Here is a 17,111-nt window from a genome sequence, read left to right as displayed (position 1 = left end):
GGTCACGAGTTGATGGTCGCGCCGGTGAACTTCACCTGGGTCTTCGGCTTGCCGGTGCCGTCCTGGCCGGCCGTGCTCTGGTCGATACCGTCCTTGGCTACCTTGTCCAGCACCTCGAGGCCCTGGTCACCGATGCTGCCGAACACCGTGTATTCCGGCGGAAGCTGCGCGTCACCGTAGACCATGAAGAACTGGCTGCCGCCGCTGTTCGGGGCCTGGGTCTTCGCCATCGCCAGGATGCCGCGGCCGTAGCTCAGCTCGGGGAAGTTCTCGTCCGGGATCGTGTAGCCGGGCCCGCCGCTGCCGTCGCCGTTCGGGTCGCCGCACTGCAGCATCTGCAGGCCTCGGGTGCCCAGCCGGTGGCATTCGGTTCCGGTGTAGAAGTCCTGCTTGACCAGGTTCAGGAAGCTGTTCACCGTGCACGGCGCGAGCGCGCGGTCCAGCGTGAGCGGGATGTCGCCCGCGGTGGTCTGCGCGGTCACGTTCACGGTGCCCGCGGACGGGACGTCCCCGCCGTTCGGCGGTTCCGCGGTCTTGGCTGTCTGCCCCTCTTCCTCGGGGTACTCGCAGCTGACCGGATTCGGCAGCGCCTCAGTGCGCTCCGGCATGGGGGCCCGCTCGCTGGGGATCTGCACCGGCGGCTGCTCGGGCGAGCTGGTCGGCGGGTTGTCGGCCGCCGCGTCCTCGCCGCCCCTGGTGGCTAGGAACACCACGAGTCCGGCCACGATCACCACGGCGCCGACGGTGACCCCGACCCCGACGATCTTGCGTCGCTTCGCCCGTTCCGCCCTGCGTGCAAGCTGTCGTTCGAGCTTCCGCTTCGCGGCTTCGCGGCGCTGCTGGTTGGTCGGCACCTGCCCTCCCAGATTCCACTCGACATCTCACACGTCCCGGGTGGCCGCAGTCTATGGGCACAGCCTGTTAGGACCCCGTACAGGGGCCGATAGGGTAGGCGAAACAGCTTGTCACGGTGAATATCGAGGAGGGTTTCGTGCTTGTCGTCGGGTTTCCGGCGGGTGCCTTCCAAGCCAACTGCTACCTCCTCGCCACCGCCGCGGGCCGCGAGGCTGTGATCGTCGATCCTGGTGAGGGCGCCGTGGACCGGGTCGAGCAGGCCTTGCGGGAACGCGAGCTGACCCCGGTCGCCGTGCTGGCCACGCACGGACATTTCGACCACGTGTACTCCGCGGCCGTGGTGGCCGACACCTACGGCGTCGCGGTGTCGATCCATCCCGAGGACCGGGTGCTGCTCTCCGACCCGCTCGCCGGCCTCGGCCCCGAGTTGGCCGCCGCGTTCGGCGAATCGGTACAGCTCACCGAGCCCGCCGAGGTGACCGAACTCGACGAGGGCGTGCTCGAATTGGCGGGCTTGCGCATCACCGTGGACCACGTGCCGGGGCACACCCCGGGGTCGGTGCTCTTTCGCGTGGACAGCGCCGAGGGCGGGCAACTGGTGTTGACCGGGGACACGCTGTTCGCGGGTTCGGTGGGGCGGACCGACCTGCCGGGTGGTGATCCGGCCGCGTTGGCGTGTTCGTTGCGTACCAAGCTGTCCGTGCTGACCGATGACACCGTTGTGCTACCGGGCCACGGGCCGAGCAGCACGATCGGCCAGGAGCGCAGGACCAACCCGTTCTTCTTGGGTCCGGAAGTGGGAGAACGATGAGCGACTCGACGCCGGAACCTGCCGAACGTGGATCGGGGGCGCAGCCGGAACGGCTGGCCCTGTCCAACGACGATCCGCGGCTGCGGCGTCGCCGGGGCTGGTCCGGTCTGATCGGCGTACTCATCTTCGCCGCCGCCTTCGGCGGGCTTGCCGGTCTGATCGGTGGTCAGGTGGCCGGGCTGGTCACGGCGGCGGTGATCGGGCTGCCCCTGCTGTACGTGGTGATGTTCAACGTGCGCAGGCAGGTGTGGCTGGAGGGCAAGGCGGTCATCGTGCGGACCTGGCGGTCGCGGCGGATCGATCTGGTCGAGGCGCAGCGGATCGACTTGCTGGTCACGGATGTGCGCGGCACCCGTACGGTGAGCCTGCTGGTGAACGCGGGCCAGCGCGGGCAGACGGTCAAGATCGATCTGGCCGTGTACTCGGGGACCGGCGGCAGGGAGCTGGGCGTGCTGACCCTGCGCAGGCTCGCCGACGCGCTGGTGAACAACATCGAGGCCAACGGCATGGTGTTCGCGGAGTTGCTGGTGGCGCAGCTGAAGTCGGATGCTCGCGGGGACGGCGCCGCGGACCGGCCGCTGTACCGGCTGGCCTCGGCCGCGCCCTCCGGCAAGTTCGCTCAGCGGTTCACCATGGAGGCGGTCAGCCGGTTCGTGACGACCCTGGAGTGACCGTGCGGTCGCCTCGGGGCGCGAGGTCGAGGCTGCTGTGACTGTTGTGAACGTTGGGGTCAGCGCGGGGTTGGCGCGACCTCGCGGCTGGCGATCAGGGCGGCCAGCAGGGTCGTGACCGGCACGGCGGCCACGATGCCGATACTGCCCGCGAGCGTGCGGACGATTTCCTGGGCGATGTCCTGGGACCCCAGGATGGGACCCAGCCCGACTCCGGAGAGCTGGGAGACCAGCAGCACCGGAAGCGCGGCCCCGGCGTAGGCCATGACCAGGGTGTTGACCGCCGAACCGACGTGGTCGCGCCCGATCCGCAGGCCGGCCGCGTACAGTTCGCGCCAGCCGAGGGCCGGGTTCGCCCTGCGCAGTTCCCAGACCGAACTGGCCTGGGTGACCGTGACGTCGTCGAGCACGCCGAGCGCGCCGATGACCACGCCGGCCAGCAGCAGGCCACGGGCGTCGATCCCGTGCCCGAGTGCGGCGATCAGCGAAGTGGTGTCCTCGTCCAGGCCGGTCAGTTCGGCCGCCGCGGAGAAGATCGCGGAGATGATGCCGATGAGGGTGAGGCTGACCAGGGTGCCGAGCACCGCCACCGAGGTGAGCGCGGAAAATCCGTGCGTGAGATAGAGGGCCACGAACATGATCAGCCCGGCGCCCGCGATGGCGACCAGCAGCGGGTTCTCGCCTGCCAGGATCGCGGGCAGGACGAACATGGCCAGCACGACGAAGCTCAGCACGAGCGCGCCCAACGCGGCCAGCCCACGCCACCGGCCGAGCACCAGTACGGCGGCGGCGAAGAGCGCGGCGAGCAGGGCGAGTGGCAGCTCACGCTGGAAGTCACGCAGTTGGTAGGAATCGGGGCTGGTGGCATCCGCCCCGGTAAAGGCGAGCACCACCTGGTCACCGGCACCGAAGCGGGGTGTGCTCGGCTCGACCGGGACGACCTTGCGGATGGTTTGACCCGCGGCGGGCCCGTCGGTGAGGTGGACGTCGACGGTGAGGCACTGATCCTCGCCCGGAGCCGGTGCTGGTTGGCCCACCTGCACCTCGCCGGGCGCGAGGCAGGGGCCGACCGCCGTCGCGGTCACCTCCCCGTCGACCGGCGTGCCCGAGTTGATCGCACTGTCCGGGCCTTCCTGCCCCCAGGGGTAGAGCAACACCATCCCGACGAGCGTCGCCAGCGCGAGTGGCGCCAGTAGCGCGGTCAGCAGCTGACGAACCCGCCGCGAGGTCGGCGGCGTCGGCCCGTGCCCATGGCTGTGTCCGTGGCCGTGTCCGGTTTGCTGCGGCGTGACCGGCTCTCGCTCTGCCGGTTTCTCGTCCGGATCCTTGGACGGTGTCCGGTCCGGTCGTGGCCCGGTCGGTGCTCGCCGCCTGCGCTGCGCTGCCTCAGGCGGTACCCGGCGGATGGGCCCGGTTTCGTCGTCAGCGATGTCGCGGGGCACCGGGCCATCTTCCTGGATGCCACCGCGCCGACGCGCCTGGGTCCGCGTCCGGCACGGATCCGGATGGTTGCCGCGCATGGGCGATTTCGCGCTCAGAAGGGTGGGGTGTCGTGTTTGTTCGTTGGGGTGAGGGGTTTGTGGAGGGGTTGGGGTGGGTGTCTCTGTGGGGTGTGGTGATGGTGGGTGTGCCGTCGATGACGTCGTAGGTCCATCCCCATCCGGGTAGGTTTTTGAGGTGGTGGTCTTGTTCGCGGTAGCCGACCGACTCCTTCGCGTTGGTGGTGTGGCTTTGGGTTCATCCGGTGGTGTGGTCGTTTTGGCAGGGTTGGGTGGGTGGGTGGCATCCGATGTCTCGGCATTCCCGGTCGCGTTCTCGTACGGACTCGTCCAGTGCGGCGGTGGGTCGGTATCGGGTGCGTCCGAGGTCGGTGGGGTGGCCGGTGGTGGGGTCGGTCAGCGGGCGGCGTCACACGTTGTCGGGTCGGGAGGTGAGTTCGGGTGCCAGTGCGGTTGGGATGTGCCCGTGCCCGGCCAGGTACCCGGGTTGCTTATCCAACTCCAGCAGTGAACTGGCGGCGAGGTAGAGGAACACTTCGGTGCGGGGCGCCCGGGTGGTGCCGTCCTCGCGTAGGGCGAGGTCGGTGAGCACGTTCGCCCGTAACTGCTTCAGGGTGCGCTTGTCTCCCTGTCGCCGCTGTTGTCGGGCGATGCGGTCGCAGGGGGCGTAGATGGCGGTGGCGACCTCGGTGGGTAGGTCGGCCATCAGGGTGGACACCCGATCTTCCTGGTGCGCCAAGTCCAGCGACCGTTGTTCCCGCCGGGCTCGTGCCCGCTTGGGCGGCCCTCTCGGGGTCGACGGCCGGTGCCTGTTGCCGTGCCGCGCGCCGCGCCTGCGTGGGGTCTTTACCCGCCAGTTTGGTGGCGATGCGTCGGTCCACTTTCCGCCGCCTGCTGATCCGACAGCACGGCGGTGGGTTCGGACACGGCCCGTGCCCGGTCCTGGTCGATCATCCCGGCTTGGGAGGCGGCCAGGGTGCGCGGTAGGCGGGTGGTGGGGTCGAGCCCCAGGGCGAGGGTGCGTTCGACCCGGTGTGGGGTCCACCGCACCTGCCCGGCCACTTCCTTCACTACCGACTCCGGACCCCACTTTCCTGGGCGAACCGGGCCAGTAGCATCACCGCCCTCCGCGTCTCGGCTTGAGCGATCACCCGCTCGTTGGCTTCCAAAGTATCCAGTATGTCTCCGGGGGGTTTTGTCCTCGTCCGGAGAATCCGTATGTGGATCGGATCGGTATCTTTCCACGCCCAATGATATCGAGATGCTCGGCAGAATGGGGTGGAGTCGACGCTGTCGATCGATATTCACCCGAATGTGCGTTCGAAACGATCGGGGTGGTCGGTGGGGTGGGGAGTGTCGTTCTGTGGGGTGTTGGCGTTGGTGAGCAGGTCTGCCGGGGGTGATGCGGGGTGCGCCAGTGCTTCACGGGGTGCCGAAGGTGTGCCCGAGACCCAACCCTGAGTTGCCCCGTCTCCCGCATTCACCCATCTCTTCCCCGTGCATGGCAAACTCGCCAACGCGAACGGCAAACTCGGTTACATGAATGGCCAACACGGTTACGTGAGCAGCAAACTCACGCACGTGGGAGCAAACTCGCGTATATGAATGGCCAACGCGTGCGCGTGGGCGGCAAACACGGTGGGCGGTGGTGGGGAGGTGAGCGGCATGCCGGTAGCGTCGGCAGTATTATCGGCATACTGAAGACGTATCCGGGTATCCGAACGGATTGCTGCGAGGTGACGGCGTGACAGTGCACGAGGAGGCCGGCGCGAAGCCCGCCTCGCCCGCGGTCGACCGCACGCTCACGGTGCTGGAAACGCTGGTCGCGGCCGAGGACGGTCTGACGTTGACCGCGCTTGCCCGGGACACCCGCATCCCGCTGGCGACCTGCGCCTCGATCGTCTACACGCTCGAGGCTCGCGGGTACGCGGCGCGTCGGGTCGTGGGGCGGAGCCACTTCTGGCGCCCCACCCTGCGGCTCTACGATCTGGCCGCCCCGTTGATCCGCAAGGACGATCTTGCCGCGGTCGCGCAACCGCATCTGCGCCTGGTCGCCGACGAGCTGAACATGCCCGCGCACCTCGGCGTGCTGGACGGCGCGTCCGTGGTGTACGTGGCCAAGGCGGCGACCTCCGGGTTCATCCAGTTCGACACCTACCCGGGCAAGGTGTCGCCCTTCGACCTCACGGCGCTGGGCCGGGCGATCGCGGCGTACCTGCCGGACGAGGCGCTCGCCCCGTTGCTCACCCGGCTGTCCAAGGGGATGGGCCCGAAAGCCCGCAAGGCGACCTCCCGGGCGTTGCGTGCGCAGCTCGCCAAGGTCCGGGATCGCGGGTACGCCCTCGAGGACGAGGAGGAAGAGGCCGATATCGCCTGCGTCGCCGCGCCGATCTTCGATTCCGACGGCGGGGTGGCCGCCTCCATTGGGGTGACCGGGTTCGCGAAGGATCTCGCCGTTCGCCGGCTGTCCGTCGCGGCGGATCTGGTGGTCAGGCACGGGCGGGAGATCTCGGCGGAACTCGGCTGCTGCCGAGGGACCGAAGGACACCCCTGATCAGAGTCTTGCGCGGGCCTGACCACCGGTCCTAATATCTTCCGGTTGAGAAAGCTATTTTCGAAATAGCGATGGATCGCGCGAACAACCTGCTCATAGAGCCGGGAGGTGGGCGTGGGCAACCGGACAATCGGGGCGCTGTGCCTCGGCCTCGCGCTGGTCGCCACGAGCGCCGGTTGCGACAGCGGGGCGCCGACCGAACCAGCGGTGTCGCCGACCGCGCAGGCCGAACAGGGGCCGGTGGCCGAAGGCGGCACGCTGGTGTTCGGCCAGACCAGCGGCGTGGCGCAGCTCGACCCGAACACGATCGCCAGCGCGGCGCAGACGCAGCTGCAGACCCTGCTGTGGAACGGCCTCACCACGTGGGCGCCGGACAACACCGCGCAGCCCGATCTCGCCGAGTCCTGGCAACACTCACCCGACTTCACCAGCTGGACCTTCAACCTGCGCAGCGGCGTCCAGTACCACAACGGTAAGCCGTTCACCGCGGCCGAGGCGAAGAAGAACTTCGAGCGGGTGCTCGACCCGGAGGTACCCGCACAGGTCGCGACGAAGATCGACATGGTGTCCCGGGTCACCGCCGAGAACGACACCACGCTGGTGCTCGAGCTGGAGCGGCCCAATCCGCAACTACCCGCGGCGATCGTGGACGTGAAGATGAGCGACGTCGACGACATCGCCAACGTGGATCGCAACGGCAACGGTACCGGGCCGTACGAGTTGCGCGCTTTCGTGCCGGACCAGACCGTCGAGCTGGTCCGCAACGAGGACTACTGGGGCGAGCGGCCGCACCTGGACGAGGTCACGATCGTGCGTTACGCCGACGCCACCGCCGCACAGACCGCAATGCGCTCGGGCGAGGTGGACGTGCTGGCCGCCGTCGCGCCGGACTCGGCTGCCGGTCTGGCCACCGAGGGGCGGCAACTGCTCACCGCCGAGGAACCGGCGAGCTACGTGGTGTGGGAGCTGGACACCACCTCGCCACCCTTCGACAACCCGGTGGCGCGGCAGGCGCTGTCCTATGCCGCGGATCGGGAGTCCATGATGGACGCCGGCTACGCGGGATACGGCATCGCCACCCCGGCCAATGTGGTGGTCAACCCGAACAACGAGCACTACGAGCAGGGCCTGCCCGCGCACCAGTTCGACCTGGACAAGGCGAAAGAACTGTTCGCGGAGGCCGGGGTGACCGAGGGGAGCACGCTGACCTTCTGGACCAAGTCTGGCAGCGATCCGGAATGGACGACCATCGGCGAGATCCTCCAGCAGGACTTGGCGAAGATCGGGATCACGCTGGACATCCAGACGGCGGAGACCAGCACCTGGTCAGCCAAGTTCTACCCGCAGGGTAAGCGATATCCCGGCACACTGGCCGCGAACTACCTCTCGTTCACCCCGTTGCCCGGAAGCTACTCCCTCGCGTGGTTCGCCGACCAGGGCACCTGCGAATGCAACTGGTCCGCTCCCGCGGAGTACAACCAGGCCGTGGCGACCATCGAGTCCAGCGCCGAGGGTCCGGAGCTGGACACCGCCATCACCACGGCACAGCGGATCCTCAATCGGGAAAGCCCGATCATCGTCGTCGGCAGTACGGCGTTCCTCTCGGTAGCCCAGCAGAACGTGCGCGGTCTCTGGGTGCAGGCCGAGGGAACCGTGCACCTCGAGGAGGCGGGCTTCGCCGCATAGCGGCTCCGTGGCGGTCGGCAGGGAGGGCCTATGACACCCCTTGGGTCAACCCGCGGCCGTCACGGTGACCACAGGGCGCGCCCTCGGCCGGAGGCCCCGCTATCGGGGCGCGTGCCCTGGTGGCCATGCGCCGGGTCGTGCCGGGCGCCCCGTCGACACGATCGCGGACGCGCGCGGAGCCGCGGAGGAGGGGCCTATGATCCGGTACGTGCTGCGGCGCCTCGGCGTGAGCGCACTGATGTTGCTGCTCGTCTCGATCCTGATTTTCGTGGTTCTCCGGCTGCTGCCGGGGGATCCGACCGTCGCCAGGGTGGGTGCGGCACAGAACGTCGACCCAGCCGCGCTGGCCGCGTTGCGGGCCGAGCTCGGCCTGGACGACCCGATCCCGGTGCAGTACTGGCAGTGGATCATCGGAGTGCTGCACGGCGAGCTCGGCAGGTCCTACTTCAGCCAGTTCGAGGTCGAGGAGATCATCGGGCAGCGGCTGCTGCCCACGTTCGAGCTGACGCTGGCCGGGATGGTGCTCGCCGTGCTGCTCGCGCTGGCGCTGTCCGTGCTGCCCACCGTCCTGCGCAGCCGCGGGCTCGGCCGGCTCGTGGACGGCTACACCACACTCGGTATGGCCGCGCCACCATTCGTGCTGGGCATCGTGCTGGTCGCGATCTTCAGCGTGCGGATCGGCATCCTGCCGAACGAGGGATACGTGGCACCGGCGGAGAACCTGCTCACCAATCTGCGAGCGCTGCTGCTGCCCGCGCTCACCCTCGGCATCGCGCTGTCCGCGCCGCTGATCAGGTACCTGCGCGCCGAGTTGTCCGAAGTGGAGGGAGCGAGGCATGTGCGGACGGCGGTCGGCAAGGGGTTGCGGCGCCGCGTGGTGGTGCTGCGGCACATCCTCCCGAACGCGATGCTGCCGGCCCTCACCTCGCTCGGGATCACCACCGGCGCGGTGCTCTCCGGCGCGGTCGCGGTGGAGTACGTGTTCCGCTGGCCGGGGCTGGGCTCGCTGCTGGTGGACTCGGTGTACAAGCGCGACTACGCCGTCATCCAGAGCACGGTGTTGCTGCTGGCGGCGGTGTTCGTGCTGGTGAACCTGCTGGTCGACCTGCTGTACGGGGTGCTCGACCCGCGGCTGCGGGTAGGGGAGGCGAGACGGTGACCTCCTCGACCTCCTCGACCGCCCCGGCCTCCGCCGGCCCGTTGCTGTCCCGGCCCGCGGCGGTGGCCTCGCTGGCCGTACTCGGCTTCCTCGTTCTGCTCGCGGTGCTCGCGCCGATCGTGCTCGCCTCGCCGACCGAGATCCATCCCCGGGACGCCTTCGCCGCACCCTCGCCGGCGCACCCGTTCGGCACCGACGAACTCGGCCGGGACCTGCTGTCCAGGGTGGCCTACGGCGGGCGGATCTCGCTCGGCGTCGCCGCGGGCGCCACCGTGATCGCCATGACGCTCGGCGTGGCGTGGGGTCTCGCCGCGGCTACGCCACGATGGCACGGCGAGGTGCTGATGCGCCTTGCCGATGCCGCACTGGCCGTCCCGATCGTGCTGTTCGCGCTGGTGTTCGTGGCCGCGTTGGGGTCCGACCTGGTCGCCATGACGGTGGTCGCCGGGCTGCTGATGGCGCCGCTCACCGCCAGGATCGCCCGCTCGGCGGTGCTGGCCGAGCTGGCCTCGGAGTACGTGCACGCGCTACGCGCCGTCGGCGTGCGGCGGGTGCGTGTTCTGTTCGGCGAGGTACTGCCCAACGCGGCACCCGCGCTGCTGGCACAGGCCTCGTTGAACCTCGCCACGGCCCTGATGCTGGAGGCGACACTCAGCTTCGTCGGGCTCGGCGTTCAGCCCCCGGACGCGTCCTGGGGAACCCTGCTCGATGCCGGGTACCGGCGACTGTACGAGTCGTTGTGGTACCCCCTGCTGCCCGCACTGCTGATCATCGCCGCGATCGGTGCGCTGAACGTCTTCGGGGACCAGTTGCGCCGGGTGCTGCACCGGGGTGGAGCATGAGTTGCCCTGCGTCAAGTCGCGGCGCCCATGGCGACCACAGCGCGCGCCCCCGGCCGAAGGCCCCGCTATCGGGGCGGCGGGGCGCATGCTGTGGTGCCCTTGCGCTGGGCCGTGAGTGGCGCCCTGTCGACACGGTCGAGGATGCGCGCAGAGCCGTGAAGGAGAGAGCATGAGCGCGCCCGAGGTGTTGCGGGTCGAGCGGCTCGCCATCGGGGTCCGGCACCGGGGCGGAACCCGAGGGCTGGTGCACGGGGTCGATCTGGTCCTGCGCAGGGGCGAACGGGCCGCGCTGGTCGGCGAGTCCGGCAGTGGCAAGACACTCACCGCGCTCTCGATCTCGCGGCTGAATCCGGAGCCCACCGAGGTCACCGGCGGCAGGGTGCTGCTGAACGGAACGGACCTGCTGGCCGCGCGCGAGCGGGAGCTGGAACGGATCCGGGGCGCCCGGCTGGCCATGATCTACCAGGATCCGTTCACCTGTCTCAATCCGGTGCGCACCATCGGCAGCCAGCTCGTCGAGGCGATCCGGGCACACGAGCCGCTGCCGACCGCGCGGGCCCGGGCGCGGGCCGTGGAGCTGCTCGGTGAGGTCGGCGTGGCCGACCCCGCCAGCCGGGTCGGCGACTACCCGCACCAGTTCTCCGGTGGCATGCGCCAGCGGGTGATGATCGCGATGGCCGTCTGCCGGGCACCGGAGGTGCTGATCGCCGACGAGCCGACCACCGCGCTGGACGTGACCACGCAGGCCCGGATCCTGCGGCTGCTGGACACGCTGGCGCGGCGGCACGGGATGGCGGTCCTGTTGATCACGCACGACCTCGCCGTGGCCGCGGCGTTCTGCCGGCGGATCGAGGTGATGCGCGAGGGGCGGATCGTGGAGTCGGGCGCGGTGTCCAGGGTGCTGTCCGCGCCCGCGCATGCCTACACCCGGCAACTTCTCGGCGCGGCGATCACCCTGGACACCGGCCCCGCCGAATCCGGGGCCATCGAGGAGGGTGACCCGCTGATCGAGGCCATCGGCCTGACCCGGGTCTTCGGCACCGGGGTGCGCGCGGTGGACGAGGTGTCGCTGGCCATCCGGCGCGGTGAGACCCTCGGCCTCGTCGGCGAGTCCGGCAGCGGGAAGTCCACCCTGACCCAACTCCTGCTCGGGCTGGACACCCCGACCGCGGGCCGGGTGCGCTACGCGGGCACGCCACTGGACCCGCTCACCGGCGCGGACCCGCGGCAACGGCGCCGGGAGATGCAGGTGGTGTTGCAGGACCCGGTGGGCTCGCTGAACCGGCGCAAGACGGTGGAGCAGATCGTCGGGTTGCCGCTGCGGGTGCACACCCGGATGACGAAACCGGCGCGCCGCGGCCGAGTGGCCGAGCTGCTCGACCTGGTCGGGCTGGCCGCCACGGTCGGCACCCGCTATCCACGGGAACTGTCCGGTGGCCAGTGTCAACGGGTGAACATCGCGCGGGCGATCGCGCTGGATCCGAGTTTTCTCGTGCTGGACGAGGCGGTGTCCGCGGTGGACGTGGTCACCAGGGCACGGATCCTCGACCTGCTGCGCGAGTTGCAGCGGCGGCTCGGCCTGACCTACCTGTTCGTCTCGCACGACCTCGCCGTGGTCCGGTACCTCGCGCCCCGGCTCGCGGTGATGCACCGCGGCCGGATCGTCGAGTCCGGTAGCAGGGAACGCATCTTCGCCGAACCCGAGCACGCCCACACCCGCGCGCTGCTCGCCGCCGTCCCGCGGCCGGGGGTGAGTCGATGAGTGAGCGGGTGGCGCTGGCGCTCGCCGGACTCGGTGACATCGGGCTGTCCGCGCACCTCCCCGCGCTGTTGCGCAACCCCGATGTCCAGCTCACGGCGTTGGTGGATCCGGTGCCGGCCCGCAGGGATCTCGCCCGGTTGCGGGCGAGCGTCCCCGCCTATGCCGAGCTGGCCGAGGCACTCGAGGATCGCGCCATCGACGGGGTGGTTCTGGCGACCCCGCCCTGGGTGACCCCGCACCTGGTCGAGCGGGTGGCCCGCGCCGGCCGGTTCGTGCTGGCGGAGAAGCCGGTCGCCACCTCGGCACGGGAGGCCGCGCGGCTGATGAACCTGTCAGCCACCCTGCGCAAGCGGGTGCAGGTCGGCCTTGCCTACCGGCACGACCCGGCACTGGAGCTGCTGCGGGAGTGGATCGCGAGCCGGCGGCTGGGCGCGCCGCTGTTGGTGCGCGCGCATGTCTACGACGAGCGCAGGGACGCGGCCGATCCGGCACACGCCGCGCGGATCGAGTCCACGCTGGCACACGGCATGCCCGTGGTGCACGAGGGCGCGCACGTGCTCGACTGGTGCCGCTTCCTGCTCGGCGGTGAGCCCGAGCGGGTGGAGGACGCCTGGGCACTGCGCACCAGGCCCGGGTTGAGCGGCCCCAACCTGTGCGGTGCGCGGCTGGCCTACTCGGACGGCACGGTGGTGCTCGCCGAGTTCGGCTGGCTGACCGGCGCGCTGCCCCGCTGCGAGCTCGATGTGCTCGGCGACCGGGGGCACGTGCTTCTGGACGGGCGGACCTTCCGCCTTCGTCTGGACACAGTGGATGGTGTGGAGGATGTCGACTTCGAGCCCGATCGCGTCACCCGCTGTTTCGACCGGCAGGTGCGGCGCTTCGTGGACCTGATCACCGGCGAGTGGCCGGTGCCCACGCCGGACCTGGCCGACGGGCTCGCCGCCCTGGAACTCAGCGAACGGATCGCCTGGCTGGCACGGGAGTCGATGGGATGAACGAGTACGACGAGACCGGGATGTTCCGCTGGGCCGACTGCACCCGCGGCAGGCTCCGCGAGCTGTTGCCGGACGCGCTGGTCGTACTGCCCATCGGTGCGACCGAGCAGCACGGCCCGCACCTGCCGACCGGTACGGACGGCCTGCTGGCGGGCACGGTCGCCGAACGCGCGGTCCTCGCGGCCTGCCCGCGCTCGCCGCGACCGCTGGTGCTGGCCCCGATCCTGCCGTTCGGGGCATCCGAGCACCATCTGCCCTTCGGCGGAACCCTTTCGCTCTCGGTGGAGACCGCGATCGCGGTGCTCGCCGACCTGGCCCGTTCGGTGGTGCAGGCGGGTGGCCGCAGGATGGTGCTGGTGAACGGGCACGGGGGCAACCGCGGGGTCTGCCACGCCGCGGCCTCGGCGGTGGCCGCGCGGCACGGGCCGACCGTCGCCGTGGTGCATTACTGGGAACTGCTGGCGCCCGCGCCGGAGATCCCCGGTCACGCGGGGGAGTTCGAGACGTCGATGCTGACGTGGCTGCGGCCGGATCTGGTGATCGATCCGCCTACCAGGCAGGGACCGGAGCCCCTTCCGGTGTCGCCCGGGCTCGAGCTGCACGAGGCCGCCGGCTGGCTGCTCATCGACGGCTACACCGACCACCCGGGACGTGCCTCGGCCGAGCGTGGCCGGAGCTGGCTGGAGGACTGTGTTCGGACACTGGCCGACCGGCTGGTCGAGCTGGCCGGGCGCGCATGATCGACTTTCATACCCATGCCCCGGCCTGGCGCACGGCGAGCTGGCTCACCGGGGCCACCTTCGGGCCGGGGGCGTTTCTCGACTTCATGGACGGCGCGGGCGTCGAGGTGGCAGTGGTGCTCGCGCACGACGGCCTCTTCGATCCGGAGCCCTCGGCCAACGACGAGCTCGCGGCCTTCGTCTCCGCGCATCCCGCCCGGCTGGTCGGTTACGGTACGGTGCATCCGCGCCGTCCGGGAGCCGCGGAGGAGGCGCGACGCTGCTTTCTCGAGCTTGGCCTCGGCGGGTTGAAACTGCATCCATGGCTGCACGGGTTCAGTCCACACGAGACAGTTCTTGACCCGGTGTGCGAGGAGGTCGTCGACGCCGGCGGGATCCTGCTCGCGCACGACGGGACCCCACCGTACTCCACCCCGGCCCAGTTGGCGGCGCTGGCGCGGCGGCACCCGCGGTTGCCGGTGGTGCTCGGGCACGGCGGGCTGCACGACTGCTGGCGGGAGGCGCTGGCGGTCACCGTGGAGACCCCCAACCTCTACCTGTGCCTGTGCGGGACCCCGCCGTACGCGGCCCGGCGCATCCTGGCGGGCGCGCCGAGCGAGAAGGTGCTGTTCGGCACCGACGCGGGCCTTTCCGGACGGCCGGGCCAGGACTACGCGGTGGCCAGGATTCGCGAGGTAGACGGCTGGGGGATCAGCACGGAACAACGGGAGGCGATGCTGGTGCACAACCCGCGCAGGTTGCTGGAGCGGGCTGGGTGGGAATCGTGAACCCGGCGGGGGTCAGGGTGACCGCGGTGCAGACCGTGCCGGTCAGCCTGCCGGCCAGGCCGGAGCTGGTGGTGCGCGGGGCCAAGGGAAGCCACGCGCGCTCGGACTTCCTGCTCGTGCGGGTTGTCACCAGCGAGGGGATCGAGGGCTACGGCGAGGTGAGCGCCACTCCGCTGTGGAGCGGCGAAGACGGTTCCAGTGCGCGGCACTTCATCGCCGAGTTGTTGGGACCCGCGCTGCTCGGCAGGCGGTTGGCACCGGTCGGCGCGCTCGAATCGCTGGTGGACGGATTGCTGGCCGGAAACCCGTTCACCAAGGCGGGTCTGGCGACCGCGCTGTGGGACGTCTACGCCCGCACGCTGGACGTGCCGCTCGCGGTGGCGCTCGGCGGGGCGTACCGGCGGCAGGTGCCGATCAAGATCTCGCTCTCCGGCGACGGCCCCGAGCTCGATCGGGCGTACGCCGCGTCCGCCGCGGCCGGATTCCGCTCGTTCAAGGTGAAGGTGGGCCTCGGCGTCGAGGCGGACGTGGCCAGGGTGCTGCGGGCACGAGGGTTGGCCGGGGCCGGCGCGGTGCTGGGCGTGGACGCGAACGGTGGCTGGAACCGGGCGCAGGCACGGGAGTCGCTACGCGGGCTGACCGGTGCGGATCTGTCCTTTGTGGAGCAGCCGGTCGCGCCCGAGGACCTGGACGGCATGGCCGCCCTGCGCGCGCAGGGGCTGCCGGTGGTGGCAGACGAGTCGGTATTCGGCAGGCCCGACCTGATCAGGGTGATCAGGGCCGGTGCGGCGGATGTGGTGAGCATTTACGTCGGTAAGGCAGGCGGGCCGGGCAGGGCGGTGGCGCTGGCCGCGCTGGCCGAGGCGTTCGGCATCGAGGTGCTGATCGGGTCGAACGGTGAGCTGGGGCTCGGGGCGGCGGCGCAGTTGCAGGTCGCCTGCGCACTGCCCGCGTTGAGTACCGGCCTGCCCTCGGACATCATCGGCGCGCACTACTACGCCGAGGACGTGCTGGACTGCCCGCTGGACAGTGACGGGGTGCTGGCGCGGCTCGGCGACGGCGCCGGCCTCGGCGTCCGGCCGAGGGACGACCTGTTGCGGAGGTTCCGGTGATCGTCGACGTGCATACGCATACCCCTACCCATCGGGAACCGGTACCCACCGGTGCGCGGCGGAGCTACTCGCATTGGCGCACCGACCGCGCGGTGACCACCACGAACTCCTGGGCGGACTTCGCGGCGGCGACCGCGAAGGCGGACGTGGTGATCGTGTTCAATATCGCGGTGGCGGATCCGGAGCGGATGACGGGGCTGCCCTACGCCGCGGAACGCGCGAACGACGCCACCGCCGAGTTCGTCGCGGCCGACCCGGCGGCCCGGATCGGCTTCTTCTCGGTGAATCCGCTGGAGGCCGGGGCGTTCACCGAGGCCGAGCGCTGCCGGGAGCTGGGCCTGGCCGGGGTGAAGCTGGCGCCGAACTACCAGGACTTCGACCCGCTGGCGGATCGGGCGCTGGCGTTCTACGCCTACTGCGAGCGGCACGCCCTGCCGATCCTGTTCCACCAGGGCGCGTCACCGATCCGGCACGCCCCGCTGCGCTACACCCATCCGCTGGTGGCCGACGAGATCGCCCTGCGCTTCCCGGCGTTGCGGATGGTGCTGGCACATATGGGACATCCGTGGGCGACCGAGACCGTGGTGACGATTCGCAAGCACCCGCACGTGTACGCGGACGTGTCCTCGATCTACCTGCGACCGTGGGTGTGCTACCAGTCCCTGCTGGCCGCGGTGGAATGGGGTTGTACGGCGAAACTGTTGCTGGGCAGCGATTTCCCGATCGCCGGCACGGGGGAGGCGATGGCCGGCCTGCGCGGGGTGAACGAGATCCTTGCCGGGACCGCCCTGCCGCGCGTACCGGAGCGGGCGATCGAGGAGATCATCCATGCGGACGCGCTCGGCGCGCTCGGCCTGACCGCGAGCCGGCCATGACCGGCCCCGTGGTGGACGCCCATGTCCGCGTCGGCCCCGGCCGCGAGGTCGAGCTGGACCCGGCCACCCTACTGTCCACAATGGATTATCTCGGCATCGACAAGGCCCTGGTCTGCCCTGGAGAACGGCACATCGCCGTGTACAACGCCGAGGGCAACGAGTTGACGACCACCGCGGCCGCGGCTTCCGGTGGCAGGCTGCTGGCGTACGCGGTGGCCAACCCGTGGCGTGGTGCCGCCGCGCTCACCGAGCTGGCCCGTGCCCGCGAGGCCGGGGCGGTCGCGCTGGCGCTGGACCCGGTGCTGCAGGGCTTCGACCTGCTCGACGGGCTGGCCGACCCACTGCTGGCGTTCGCCGCGACGTCCGGGTGGCCGGTGTACGTGCGCACCGGGACGCCGCCGAGCGCGCTGCCGCTGCCACTGGCGAGCCTGGCCCGCCGGCATCCCGCGGTGGACTTCGTGATGGGCCGCAGCGGCGCCACCGACTTCTGGATCGACGCCGCCCCGGCCCTGCGGTACGCGCCGAACCTGTACGCGGACACCAGCTACGCGCCATGGGACACGGTGCTCGGCGGGCTCGCCGCCGACCCGGACATCGGCACCGCCCGGCTGGTCTTCTGCACCGACTCCCCGTACACGGTGCCCGCCGCGGAGCTGGGAAAGCTACGCGAGTGGCCGCTGGAGGCCCCCGCCCGCGACGCCGTCCTCGGCGCCACCGTGTGCGCTCTCCTTCGCCGACGGCACTGACAGCGGGTGGCATTTGACAGTGAGTCGAACATGTGTT

General features: G+C 70.5%; 17 protein-coding genes. 13 read left to right on the top strand and 4 right to left on the bottom strand.

What is annotated here, in order from left to right; translation table 11 throughout:
* Positions 1 to 2 precede the first annotated feature (2 nt).
* A complete protein-coding gene (locus FB471_RS04535; protein WP_141996080.1) occupies positions 3 to 854 on the bottom strand; it encodes a peptidylprolyl isomerase in 852 nt (283 codons plus the stop codon).
* 137 nt (positions 855 to 991) lie between these two features.
* Here FB471_RS04535 and FB471_RS04530 point away from each other — a divergent pair, with 137 nt between their 5' ends.
* Together FB471_RS04530 and FB471_RS04525 are read left to right on the top strand one after the other, a co-directional pair.
* Positions 992 to 1,666 carry an MBL fold metallo-hydrolase gene (locus FB471_RS04530; protein WP_142001584.1) on the top strand — a complete coding sequence of 225 codons (675 nt, stop codon included), beginning with the start codon at positions 992 to 994 and terminating at the stop codon, positions 1,664 to 1,666.
* The gene (locus FB471_RS04525) at positions 1,663 to 2,337 is read left to right on the top strand and encodes a hypothetical protein (protein ID WP_141996079.1); all 675 of its coding nucleotides are present in this window, start codon (positions 1,663 to 1,665) and stop codon (positions 2,335 to 2,337) included. The genes FB471_RS04530 and FB471_RS04525 overlap by 4 nt, the downstream gene beginning before the upstream one ends.
* Before the next feature lie 59 nt (positions 2,338 to 2,396).
* Here FB471_RS04525 and FB471_RS04520 read toward each other — a convergent pair whose 3' ends face one another.
* The 3 genes from FB471_RS04520 to FB471_RS04510 form a co-directional block, all read right to left on the bottom strand.
* Complete coding sequence (locus FB471_RS04520) at positions 2,397 to 3,779, bottom strand: YibE/F family protein (RefSeq protein WP_246076237.1); 1,383 nt, start codon at positions 3,777 to 3,779, stop codon at positions 2,397 to 2,399.
* Between the two features lie 466 nt (positions 3,780 to 4,245).
* Complete coding sequence (locus FB471_RS04515) at positions 4,246 to 4,554, bottom strand: hypothetical protein (protein ID WP_141996077.1); 309 nt, start codon at positions 4,552 to 4,554, stop codon at positions 4,246 to 4,248.
* A 128-nt stretch (positions 4,555 to 4,682) separates the two neighbouring features.
* The gene (locus FB471_RS04510; RefSeq protein ID WP_141996076.1) at positions 4,683 to 4,907 is read right to left on the bottom strand and encodes a hypothetical protein; all 225 of its coding nucleotides are present in this window, start codon (positions 4,905 to 4,907) and stop codon (positions 4,683 to 4,685) included.
* A 673-nt stretch (positions 4,908 to 5,580) separates the two neighbouring features.
* Here FB471_RS04510 and FB471_RS04505 point away from each other — a divergent pair.
* The 11 genes from FB471_RS04505 (at position 5,581) to FB471_RS04455 (ending at position 17,074) form a co-directional block, all read left to right on the top strand.
* Complete coding sequence (locus FB471_RS04505; RefSeq protein ID WP_246076236.1) at positions 5,581 to 6,390, top strand: IclR family transcriptional regulator; 810 nt, start codon at positions 5,581 to 5,583, stop codon at positions 6,388 to 6,390.
* 114 nt (positions 6,391 to 6,504) lie between these two features.
* The gene (locus FB471_RS04500; protein ID WP_170220701.1) at positions 6,505 to 8,076 is read left to right on the top strand and encodes an ABC transporter substrate-binding protein; all 1,572 of its coding nucleotides are present in this window, start codon (positions 6,505 to 6,507) and stop codon (positions 8,074 to 8,076) included.
* A 196-nt stretch (positions 8,077 to 8,272) separates the two neighbouring features.
* Entirely contained in the window at positions 8,273 to 9,235 is a 963-nt protein-coding gene (locus tag FB471_RS04495) for an ABC transporter permease (protein ID WP_141996074.1), read from the top strand.
* On the top strand, positions 9,232 to 10,077 hold the full coding sequence (locus FB471_RS04490) for an ABC transporter permease (protein ID WP_141996073.1): 846 nt from the start codon (positions 9,232 to 9,234) through the stop codon (positions 10,075 to 10,077). The genes FB471_RS04495 and FB471_RS04490 overlap by 4 nt, the downstream gene beginning before the upstream one ends.
* A gap of 169 nt (positions 10,078 to 10,246) precedes the next feature.
* Positions 10,247 to 11,839: a dipeptide ABC transporter ATP-binding protein gene (locus FB471_RS04485; protein WP_141996072.1), complete on the top strand. Its 1,593-nt coding sequence runs from the start codon at positions 10,247 to 10,249 to the stop codon at positions 11,837 to 11,839.
* Positions 11,836 to 12,834, top strand: coding sequence for a Gfo/Idh/MocA family protein (locus tag FB471_RS04480; RefSeq protein WP_141996071.1), 999 nt, complete (start codon positions 11,836 to 11,838; stop codon positions 12,832 to 12,834). Before FB471_RS04485 ends, FB471_RS04480 begins: the two co-directional genes overlap by 4 nt.
* Complete coding sequence (locus FB471_RS04475; protein WP_246076235.1) at positions 12,831 to 13,574, top strand: creatininase family protein; 744 nt, start codon at positions 12,831 to 12,833, stop codon at positions 13,572 to 13,574. The genes FB471_RS04480 and FB471_RS04475 overlap by 4 nt, the downstream gene beginning before the upstream one ends.
* Positions 13,571 to 14,341: an amidohydrolase family protein gene (locus FB471_RS04470; protein ID WP_141996070.1), complete on the top strand. Its 771-nt coding sequence runs from the start codon at positions 13,571 to 13,573 to the stop codon at positions 14,339 to 14,341. The genes FB471_RS04475 and FB471_RS04470 overlap by 4 nt, the downstream gene beginning before the upstream one ends.
* A complete protein-coding gene (locus tag FB471_RS04465) occupies positions 14,329 to 15,453 on the top strand; it encodes a mandelate racemase/muconate lactonizing enzyme family protein (protein ID WP_141996069.1) in 1,125 nt (374 codons plus the stop codon). The genes FB471_RS04470 and FB471_RS04465 overlap by 13 nt, the downstream gene beginning before the upstream one ends.
* The gene (locus tag FB471_RS04460) at positions 15,450 to 16,328 is read left to right on the top strand and encodes an amidohydrolase family protein (RefSeq protein WP_141996068.1); all 879 of its coding nucleotides are present in this window, start codon (positions 15,450 to 15,452) and stop codon (positions 16,326 to 16,328) included. Before FB471_RS04465 ends, FB471_RS04460 begins: the two co-directional genes overlap by 4 nt.
* On the top strand, positions 16,325 to 17,074 hold the full coding sequence (locus FB471_RS04455) for an amidohydrolase family protein (RefSeq protein ID WP_141996067.1): 750 nt from the start codon (positions 16,325 to 16,327) through the stop codon (positions 17,072 to 17,074). Before FB471_RS04460 ends, FB471_RS04455 begins: the two co-directional genes overlap by 4 nt.
* Positions 17,075 to 17,111 lie beyond the last annotated feature (37 nt).

The organism is Amycolatopsis cihanbeyliensis, assembly GCF_006715045.1.
GTDB classification, from domain to species: Bacteria; Actinomycetota; Actinomycetes; order Mycobacteriales; family Pseudonocardiaceae; genus Amycolatopsis; species Amycolatopsis cihanbeyliensis.
Note: the sequence above shows the minus strand (reverse complement) of the source record. Positions and strands in the feature narration are given on the sequence as shown.